The organism is Streptomyces sp. WAC06614 (assembly GCF_003949795.1).
Lineage (GTDB): Bacteria > Actinomycetota > Actinomycetes > Streptomycetales > Streptomycetaceae > Streptomyces.
The window spans coordinates 1-7,519 of the sequence record NZ_RPRY01000324.1; the positions used below are offsets into that span (position 1 = coordinate 1).

Below are 7,519 nucleotides of genomic sequence, written 5' to 3' on the forward strand. Positions count from 1 at the left end.
TGCCGCCGCGGGACGGGGCGGAGCGCCCGTAAGGCCGCTCCGGCGGGGGCTCAGCCGCCGTCCGGGCGGGCGCCGGGGGGATGGCGGCGCGTACGGCGGCAGGCTGCGGATCCGGACGGCGGATTCTCCCGCGCCGTACGGGACTTACGGGTTCCGCACCGCGTTCCGGGACGGGAGTGAAATCGGGCGATCGGTGAGAAAGCCGCTATTACCTGGGATTTATCCCCAAAGCAGGGGGAACCCGCTGCTGTCGACGGACGTCCTGACCCACGGAACGACCGTTCAACGCCGGATGGGGAGTGGACCGTTGATGAAGCACTCGATGCAGCACGGCACCCGGGCCCGCATAGCCGTCGCGGCCTCCGCCGCGGCGGTCGCGACGACCGTATGGGCGGTGGCCGCGCTCACCGGCAGCGGCAACGGCGGGGCCGACCCCGCGCACCGCAACGTGTCGCGATCCCAGGACGCCGCCACCCCCGGGGCCCCGGCCGGCGGCGCCGGCCCCCAGGTGCCCGACTCCATCGCGCACGCCTCCGAGGGCGGCCCGGGCGCCGTCAACATCACCATCGACGACGGCCCCGACCCGACCTGGACCCCCAAGGTCCTCGACCTCCTCGCCCGGTACGACGTGAAGGCCACCTTCTGCATGATCGGCCCCCAGGCCAAGGCCCACCCCGACCTGGTGAAGCGGGTCGTCGCGGCCGGCCACCGGCTGTGCGACCACACCGTCGCCCACGACACCACCATGGACAAGAAGCCCGTGTCCTACCAGGAGCAGCAGATCCTCCAGGCGCAGAAGATGATCGAGGAGGCGGCGGGGGGCGGTGCGCGCGTGGAGTACTACCGGGCGCCCGGCGGCGCCTTCACCCCCGACAGCCGCCGGATCGCCGCCGCCCACGGCATGCGCCCGCTCGGCTGGAACGTCGACTCCAAGGACTTCCGCACGCCCGGCGCCGCCACCATCGTCGACACCGTCAAGAACGAGCTGGGCAACGGCCCGACCGTGCTCTTCCACGACGGCGGCGGCGACCGCCGGCAGACCGTCCAGGCCCTCGACGAGGTCCTGTCCTGGCTGAAGGAGCAGGGCCGCCCGACCGGCTTCCCGGTCCGCACCACCCCTTGACCCCCGGACACGCCGCCGGGCGGCGAACGGGTGAGGTTCGGCGGCCCCGGCTCCCCGCGGGTGTTCCCTGGGCATGCGGCGTACGCCCGTACGCCCGCCCGCCCGCTCCGGAGGCCCTGGTGACCATCGCCCCTGCCAAACTGTCCGACCCGGCCGTCCGCGCCCTCGTCACGGCGGTCAACGCCCACGACCGGGACGCCTTCCTGGCCCTGCTCACCCCCGACGCGACCATGTCCGACGACGGCTCCGACCGCGAGCTGAAGGAGTGGATCGACAAGGAGATCTTCGACGTGGGCGGCCACATGGACGTCCAGACGGAGGGCGACGGCGGCCGTCGCCTCGTGGTCAACTACCGCAACGACACCTGGGGCGAGATGCGCACCGCCTGGCGCTTCGAGGTCGACGGCGACGGCCGCATCAGCCGGTTCGAGACCGGCCAGGCCTGACCGGCCGCCCGGCCCGCCCGGCGGCCGGGCGGCTCAGCCGCGGGCCGCGCGGGCCGCGGCGAGGACCGCCGCCGTCAGCCGGCCGTTCTCGGCCGCGTTGCCGCCGGGGAAGAAGAAGCGGCGGCGGGTGTACGCGTAGGCGACCCCGGTGTCGGGGTCGGCGAAGGACTGGCCGCCCGCCGCCCCCGAGTGCCCGAACGCCCGCGGCCCGACCGCCGGCTGCCGCTCGAAGCCCAGCCCGAAGTGGTCCGGCTCGCCCGTCACCAGGTCGGTGCCGGGCGTGTGCGGCCGGGCCAGCTCGGCGGCCGTCTGCGGCTTCAGCAGCGCGGGCCGGCCGTCCAGCCCGGTCAGCGCGGCCGCGTACAGGCCCGCGACACCGCGGGCCGTCCCGACACCGCCCGCCGAGGCCGAGCCGTTGGCCAGGATCCGCGGGTCGTTGCCGAACGCCACCGTGTCCATCGGCGGGTCCCGGTGCCAGTTGAAGGACACCGCCATCAGCTCCGGCGCGGCCGGCGCCGCGGCGAAGTCCGCCAGCTGCTCCGCGGTCGGAGCGGCCTCCAGGACCGGCTTCCAGCGGCCCTCCAGCTCCGCGGGCAGGCCGAGGTACAGGTCCAGCCCGTACGGGGCCCGCACCCGCTCCTCGTAGACCTGCTGGAGCGACGTGCCGGTGACCCGCCGCACCACCTCGCCGGTCAGCGCACCGATCACGAACGCGTGGTAGCCGTACCCGTCCCCCGGCGTCCAGTACGGCTCCGCGTCCGCGAGCCGCGCCGCGAGCAGGGCGTCGTCGGCCAGCTCCGCCGGCGAGAAGCCCTCCGGTACGTTGATCAGCCCGGCCCGGTGCGAGACGAGCCCGCGGACCGTCAGCGTCTCCTTGCCGTGCCCGGTGAACTCCGGCCAGTACGCCGACACCGGGCGGTCCAGGTCGAGTTCGCCGTCCTGCGCCAGCAGGGCCACCACCAGGTGGGCCGCGCCCTTGGTGATCGAGTAGACGCTGCCGAGGGTGTCCCCGTCGGTGTCCTCGCCCGTCCACAGGTCGACCACGCGCCGGCCCTCGTGGTGCACCACGAGCTGCGCCTCGGGGGAGTGCTCCTGCCCGGCGACAAAGTCCGCCAGCTCGTCCCGTACCGGCTCCCAGCCCGCCGCGACCGTGCCGTGCACCGTCCTGTCGTCGCCTGCCGCGCCCATGATTCCCCCGGAAGATCGTTTCGATGTCGTCCCGCCCAACCGGCCCCGGTCGGCTGATATTCCTGCCGGACTGCCGGGGCGGCCGCGCGGCCGCCCGTACGGGTGAACGCGCCGCGGGCGACGTTCCGGCCCGCCGGAAGCCGCCGTTGGTCCGGGTATGAAGCGCACCCGCATCGCCGCTCTCGGTCTCGCCACCGCCGTGGCCGCCCTCGCCCCCGCCCTCGTCGAGGCGGCCTCGGCCGCCGAGGGCACCGCGTACCTCCAGGACCCGGCCGGCGGCGAGAAGACGATGAAGTCGCTGTGGACCAAGGACGAGATGCACAAGCTGGAGGGGCAGCTCCGTTTCCACCCCGGCGTCCTGTACGACATGGTCGACGTCCCCGGCTCCTCGCCGAGCGCGGAGTGGGGCGCCAAGCGGCCCGACCCGAAGTCCCTCGCGTGGCGGCCGTCGTTCGAGTTCGCCTGGTCGGTCTCCGACTCGGTGGTCGTGAAGAAGGCCCTGACCAGCAAGGAGGGCAAGCACCCGATCACCTTGTACGCCGTCCTGCGCCGCCCCGACGGCAGCCCGGCGGCCCAGGTCCGCAGCGAGGCCCAGGACCGCGCGGCCAGCGGCCGTACGACGCTGCCCGGCGGCCGGCGCATCGCCTGCGACTCCGGTACCTACACGGTGGAGTGGTCGCTGACCCGCACCGGCTACGGCACGCTCCACGGGTCCCTCCCCTGGAACGCGAGCTGCGACGCCCACCGCAAGGCCTTCACGACCGGCCGCACCCCCGGCTAGTCCCGGCCGACCGGCGGATCCGGCCCGGCCGACCTGGACGGCCCGGTACCCGCGCCCTTACCTCCTGCGGCTGCCGCCACGGCAGGCCGGATCCGGTCAATTCCCGGAGTGGACAGCCGCGTTGACCCCTCGTTATGGTCAGCGCCCCTGGCGCCTGACCTGGCTCGATGTGGTCGGTGCGCCCCAACCGGTTCCGTCGCAGTGGGGGGTCGCCCGATGGGTGGGTTCAATCAGCAGAACCAGCAGGTGCACGGCAGCCAGATCAACATCGACGGCGGGGTGCAGGGCGTTCTGAACGTCGGGGCCGGGGAGAGTGAGCGGCAGAGCGAGCTGGTGACCGCGCTGAACTCCCTGCTGGCGGAGATCGCCCGGGCCAAGGACGAGGGAGAGCTCGCGGAGGAACTGGCCCTCGACGTCCGGCACGAGGTCACCCAGGCCGCCGCGGTGGCCCGCCGACCCGACGCCTCGGCCGAGGCCGTGACGGGCCGGCTGACCCGGGCGCGCGCCCTGGTCTCCGGCGTCTCGGCCGCCGCGGCGGTCACCTCGGCGCTGAGCGCGGCCATCACCACCGCCCAGACCCTGCTCTGACGTGCAGTGGGCGACATCGACCAGAGCGACCAGAAGGTCGGCGACCAGACCAACGTCAACATCGACAACCGCGAGCGGATCACGGTCCACCAGAGCGGAGCCGTGATCGGCGGGGCCGTGCTGCTGGGCATCGTCGGCCTGGTGGTGTTCGGCGTCGTCGCCGTCACCGACGGCGACGCCCCCCAGCACACCGCAGCCGCCCCGACCCCCGGCCCGACCGCATCGTCCCCGGCGTCCCAGCCGCCACCTCCCGGCGAGGCCGCCTACGGCGGTGGGGTCCTGCCCGGCGGCGGCCTCGCCGGGGGTGGTCGCGGAAGGGGCGCCGGCCCCGAGCCCGTCGGTACGGCGCTCCTGCGGGAGCGCCCACCCGGCGCCGGAGGCGCCCGCGGGGGTGAAGGAGACCGTGTGCTACGAGGTGGCGGGCGGCAAGTACTCCCTCGTGGCCTACGTCAGTGCCCCTGCCCCGACGCTCGTGGACGTCTACGGATGGGTGTCCGCCCAACCCGGGAACGTCTACGCGTATCCGGACGGGTCGCCGAAGTCCTGGAGATCGGTCAAGGTCGGGCCGGACGGCCAGGAGTTCAAGTTCGCCATCGAGACGGCCCTGTCGCCGGGACGTGCGTACGACGTGCACGTGTCGACGCGGAAAGCCGGAGGCCCGACGCCGGCTGCCGTGACCAGTACGGCGGTCACCGGGCACAGCCTCCCGATCGCACCATGAGGGGGGAGGGGGCCCAGGGCCCCGCGGGCGCCTTGTGGGCGCGGGGCGGGGGGCCGGGCCGGCCTTCGTGAGGTCGGCCCTGCGGTGTCCCGGAGGGACTCAGCGGCCCTTGCCGGCCTCGCGGGACTTCTCCGCGATGGACTCCAGGACGGACTTCGGGTCGACGCCCGGTTCCAGCGACCGTCCGATGTTGCGCTTGATCGTGTCGCTGACGGTGACCCAGTTGGGGTCGTTGACCGGGTAGAGCTGGGCGCCGCGCAGCGCCGTCAGGAAGGCGGTGTCGGTGTCGTCGATGCCGCCGCCGGCCCTGGTGCGTGCGGCGGACACCGTGGACGGCAGCAGGTGGTAGCGGCCGGCGAAGTCCGACAGGTTCTTGTCCTGGTACAGGAAGTCCAGGAACTTGCCGATCTGGACCCGCTTGCCGTTCTGCTTGAACGCCATCATCCAGTCGGCGACGCCGACCGTCGGCGGTCGCTCACCGGCGCCGATGGTGTCCGACACCGGGATCTCCATCGCCCGCACGGAGATGCCCTTGGCCTTGGCCTCGTGCAGCAGCGACGGGTAGCCGTTGAGCATGCCGACCTCGCCGCGCAGGAACGCCGCGAAGGCGTCGGCGCGGTTGAGCTGGGCGGGCGGCACCGGACCGACCAGGCCCGGCTCGACCAGGTTGGTCTTGATCCACCGGAAGGTGTGGATGTTCTGGTCGGAGGCCAGGCTGTAGTTGCCGCTGCTGTCGGCGTAGCCGCCGCCGTTGCTCAGCTCCCAGATCAGCGCCTCGGCGTGCGCCTCCTCGGGGCCCAGTGGGAGGGCGTACGGGTACTTCACGCCCTTCTCCTTGAGCGCCTTGGCGGCGGCCTTGAGCTCCGACCAGGTCTTGATCGGGGTGGTCACCCCGGCCTTGGCGAACAGGGACTCGTTGTAGAAGAGCAGCCGGCTGCTCGCCACGAACGGCAGGCCGTAGAGGGTGTTGCCGACGGAGCCGGCCTCGGCCAGCGGCGGCAGGAAGTTGGCCTCGGCGGAGATCGAGAGCAGTTCCTCCGCGGAATACAGCTTCCCCTGCGCGGCGAAGTCGGAGTACGCGCCCATGAGGGCCATGTCGGGCGCCTTGCCCGCCTTGACCATACGGCTGACCTCGCGGTCGATGTCGGCCCACGGCAGGAGTTGGACCTGGAGCTTCATGCCGGGGTTCTGGGCGGCGAAATTTTCCGCCATCTTGTCCCAGAAGGCCTTGGAACTGGTCGCCGGGGTGTCGCCGTATTCGGCGGCCACCAGACGGAGGGTGGTGTCGTCCCCGTCGCCGCCGGCGGAACTTCCGCAGCCGGCGAGGGGGACGAGCAGGCCGAGCACGGCCGCGCCTGCGGCCGCGCCGAATATTCTTCGTCGCACGGGTGAATTCCCCTGAATTTCTTTTCACATCCCGGGTGGGCGGGCCGGTTACCTATGAGTTGCTCCGGGGGGAGGTGTCCCTCGATGGCCCGATGGCCGGAATTCTCTCCTGTCGTGGAAGGAATGGCTCCATCGAGCCGGAACTTGTGGGCAATGGTCCAACTGCCGCTATTCCGGCTTGTGTTTTCCCCTACGTGATCCACAAGGGCCACGCGCGTAGACGTGCCGAAAAGCCCGTTTCGCTCGGCGGAACGGGCTCTCGGAGGGGGAAGGGTGATTCAGTCGGCGAAGTCGCCGGCGTAGGGATCGGGCTCCCCGGTCTCGGGGTTGCGGCCCTCCTGCCAGCGGCGCTGGGCCTTGCGCCAGTGCACGAAGCTGTGCTGCCCGCCGTCCCAGAAGGTGATGCTGACCGGGCTCACGTCGAACTCGTCGGACAGCAGCCGGCGCAGGAACTCGGTCATGCCGTACGGGTACACGGCGAAGGCGTCGGCGGTGTGCCGCCCGCAGACCAGGACCGGCCAGCGGTCCGGGTCGGGGTCGGTGGTGAGCCAGCACAGGACGTCGGCGCCGGTGGTGACGCCCCAGGCGATGACGGACTCCGGGTCCAGGTCGAACGCGGCCCGGCCGCCCAGGGCCTCCCAGGTGGCCCGGGCGTTGGCGGTCTCCTCGGCCATGTGGGCGGGGGCCCACTGGAGCCCGGGCGTGGGCAGCGGCAGCAGGATCTCGGCCTCGCCGTTGATGGTGCCGGCGCCGAACCGGCCCATGAACGCCACGTAGTCGGACGGCAGCCGGCCGCCCCAGTACGCCTCCACGGCGGGCCAGTCGAGGTCCTCGTCGGCGCCGTGCGTCGCGGGCATGATCTCTTCCAGCGCCCTGACTTGCGCGTTCTCCGTCATCTCCGCTCCCCGGGACCCCGCCCTCGCCCAACCGTCCCAACTTACCGTGCGCCCCCGGGGTCCGGACCGGGGCCCTGCCCGGGCCACAGCGCGACGACGACGCCCGGCCGCACTCCCCACCCGGCCAGGGCCCCGGCCGCCGCCTCCAGGACGTACCGCGACCGCAGCCGGGGCCGGCCGAGCCGGCCGGGGGGCATGGTGCGCACGTCCAGCACCCGGGACCCGCGGTCCAGGTAGGCCACGTCGATGGCGAAGCGCATGCCGAAGGTGTGCACGCTGGCCGCGGGGGTCAGCAGCACCACCCCCTCGACCGCGTCCCGCCCGAGCAGCCCCCGGGTCCGCGCCCGGTACGAGGCCGCCACCTCCATCCGCACGACCGCCCCACCGGGC

General features: G+C 73.1%; 9 protein-coding genes. 5 read left to right on the plus strand and 4 right to left on the minus strand.

The annotated features are described in order from the left end of the window. Window positions 1-310 precede the first annotated feature (310 nt). Both EF918_RS29415 and EF918_RS29420 read left to right on the plus strand, forming a co-directional pair. Complete coding sequence (locus EF918_RS29415; protein WP_125651973.1) at window positions 311-1,123, plus strand: polysaccharide deacetylase family protein; 813 nt, start codon at window positions 311-313, stop codon at window positions 1,121-1,123. A 119-nt stretch (window positions 1,124-1,242) separates the two neighbouring features. Continuing rightward, window positions 1,243-1,569 carry a nuclear transport factor 2 family protein gene (locus EF918_RS29420; protein ID WP_125651974.1) on the plus strand — a complete coding sequence of 109 codons (327 nt, stop codon included), beginning with the start codon at window positions 1,243-1,245 and terminating at the stop codon, window positions 1,567-1,569. A 33-nt stretch (window positions 1,570-1,602) separates the two neighbouring features. Here the strand turns inward: EF918_RS29420 and EF918_RS29425 are convergent, their stop codons facing one another. Beyond that, complete coding sequence (locus EF918_RS29425) at window positions 1,603-2,757, minus strand: serine hydrolase (protein ID WP_125651975.1); 1,155 nt, start codon at window positions 2,755-2,757, stop codon at window positions 1,603-1,605. Between the two features lie 157 nt (window positions 2,758-2,914). Here EF918_RS29425 and EF918_RS29430 point away from each other — a divergent pair, with 157 nt between their 5' ends. From EF918_RS29430 to EF918_RS29440, 3 genes are all read left to right on the plus strand, one after another. Further along, window positions 2,915-3,538: a hypothetical protein gene (locus EF918_RS29430; protein WP_125651976.1), complete on the plus strand. Its 624-nt coding sequence runs from the start codon at window positions 2,915-2,917 to the stop codon at window positions 3,536-3,538. 216 nt (window positions 3,539-3,754) lie between these two features. Then, complete coding sequence (locus EF918_RS29435) at window positions 3,755-4,126, plus strand: hypothetical protein (protein ID WP_125651977.1); 372 nt, start codon at window positions 3,755-3,757, stop codon at window positions 4,124-4,126. Between the two features lie 391 nt (window positions 4,127-4,517). Beyond that, on the plus strand, window positions 4,518-4,847 hold the full coding sequence (locus EF918_RS29440) for a hypothetical protein (protein ID WP_125651978.1): 330 nt from the start codon (window positions 4,518-4,520) through the stop codon (window positions 4,845-4,847). 99 nt (window positions 4,848-4,946) lie between these two features. Here the strand turns inward: EF918_RS29440 and EF918_RS29445 are convergent, their stop codons facing one another. The 3 genes from EF918_RS29445 to EF918_RS29455 all read right to left on the minus strand — a co-directional run bounded on the left by EF918_RS29445 (window position 4,947) and on the right by EF918_RS29455 (window position 7,503). Next, window positions 4,947-6,233: an extracellular solute-binding protein gene (locus EF918_RS29445; RefSeq protein ID WP_125651979.1), complete on the minus strand. Its 1,287-nt coding sequence runs from the start codon at window positions 6,231-6,233 to the stop codon at window positions 4,947-4,949. 278 nt (window positions 6,234-6,511) lie between these two features. Beyond that, entirely contained in the window at window positions 6,512-7,129 is a 618-nt protein-coding gene (locus EF918_RS29450) for an SMI1/KNR4 family protein (protein ID WP_125651980.1), read from the minus strand. Window positions 7,130-7,170: 41 nt separating this feature from the next. After that, window positions 7,171-7,503 (minus strand): DUF192 domain-containing protein, encoded by a 333-nt coding sequence (locus tag EF918_RS29455; RefSeq protein ID WP_312847876.1) that lies wholly within the window; start codon window positions 7,501-7,503, stop codon window positions 7,171-7,173. Window positions 7,504-7,519: the final 16 nt, after the last annotated feature.